Here is a 1,803-nt window from a genome sequence, read left to right on the forward strand (position 1 = left end):
CCTAGAGTCTGCAGATGAGCAGTTCACGTTCGTAGATCATCTCCGGTGGCAAGTGAGCGTGGAGCAGGAGGAAGAGCTCCTCGTGATCCATCACCTCTTTTCTCCATGCGGTGTGATCGACCTGCTGCAGCTCCAGGAACTGCTCGCGGGTGAACTTCAGCCCCTTCCAGTGCATGTCCTCATAGCGCGGCGTCCATCCGATCGGTGTCTCATCACTGCCCACCTTGCCCGTGGCCCGATCGACGATCCACTTCAGCACACGCATGTTCTGGCTGTAGCCCGGCCACAGGAACTTCCCTTCCGCATCCTTGCGGAACCAGTTCACATGGAAGATACGCGGCGTTCGCTTCAGTTTTCGTTGCATCTTCAGCCAGTGACGGAAGTAGTCACCCATGTGATAGCCGCAGAACGGAAGCATCGCCATTGGATCRCGGCGTACCGCACCCAGCTTGCCTGCTGCGGCSGCTGTCATCTCCGAGCCCATCGTCGCCCCGGTATAGACACCGCTGGACCAGTTGAAGGCCTGATAGACCAGAGGCATCGTCGTCGCTCTGCGTCCGCCGAAGATGAGCGCTGAGATCGGTACGCCCTCCGGATCTTCCCATGCCGGGTCAATCGACGGRCACTGCGCTGCCGGCGCYGTGAAGCGGCCGTTGGGATGGGCCGCCGGGGTCGATGATGCCGGAGTCCAGGGTCTGCCCTGCCARTCCAACGCCTCGGCAGGAGGCTCCTCCGTCATGCCTTCCCACCAGATATCGCCGGTCGGCGCGCCGTTCCTGGTTACCAGGGCAACGTTGGTGAAGATGCTGTTTTTGCTCAGTGCCGCCATCGCGTTCGGGTTGGTCTTCGCGCTGGTACCGGGAGCTACGCCGAAGAAACCGGCCTCCGGGTTGATGGCTCTGAGATGTCCGGTCGCATCCGGCCTGATCCAGGCGATATCGTCGCCAACCGTCCACACCTTCCAGCCCTCGAARCCTTTGGGCGGGATCATCATGGCGAAGTTGGTCTTGCCGCAGGCCGATGGGAAGGCGGCGGCGACGTAGGTCTTCTCGCCCTGGGGAGACTCCACACCCAGGATCAGCATGTGCTCGGCCATCCAGCCCTCGTCGCGGGCGATGTTGGAGGCGATCCTGAGCGCAAAGCACTTCTTGCCCAGCAGCGCGTTACCGCCGTAGCCGGAGCCGTAGCTCCAGATCTCACGCGTCTCCGGGAAGTGCACAATGTACTTGGTCTCGTTCTGCGGCCACGGAACGTCCTGTTCCCCGGGAGCCAGYGGAGCGCCGACAGTGTGCATGCAGGGCACCACACGGCGGGTGTCCTTATCGATCTCCGCGAAGACCGCCTTACCGATCCGCGCCATGATGCGCATGTTCACGACGACGTAAGGCGAGTCGGTCAACTGCACACCAATCTGCGAAAACGGAGACCCGATGGGCCCCATCGAGAACGGAAGAACGTACATGGTTCTTCCCTTCATCGATCCACGGAACAGGCTCTTCAGCTTCTTGCGCATCGCGAACGGGTCTTCCCAGTTGTTGGTCGGACCGGCGTTGTCCTTCGACAGCGAGCAGATGAAGGTACGGTCTTCGACCCGGGCGACGTCGTTCGAGCTGGAGCGAGCGTAAAAGCAACCGGGCCACAGCTTCGGATCGAGACGCTGAAAGGTTCCGGCCGAAACCAGTTGATCGCATAACCGGTCGTACTCTTCCTGCGAGCCGTCTACCCAGTGAATCGCCGACGGCTGGCATAGATCCGCCATCTTCTCTACCCAACGGATAAGGTGACGGTTCGTCGTCGGAAGCT

The 1,803-nt window shown here is 61.3% G+C and carries 1 protein-coding gene; it reads right to left on the minus strand.

From position 1 onward, the window contains the following. Nucleotide 1 precedes the first annotated feature (1 nt). Nucleotides 2-1,803 (minus strand): phosphoenolpyruvate carboxykinase (GTP) (locus tag AB4Y89_RS24455; RefSeq protein ID WP_442303558.1); only part of this gene is annotated, 1,802 nt, incomplete at its 5' end.

Source organism: Terriglobus sp. 2YAB30_2, assembly GCF_052114765.1.
Lineage (GTDB): Bacteria > Acidobacteriota > Terriglobia > Terriglobales > Acidobacteriaceae > Terriglobus.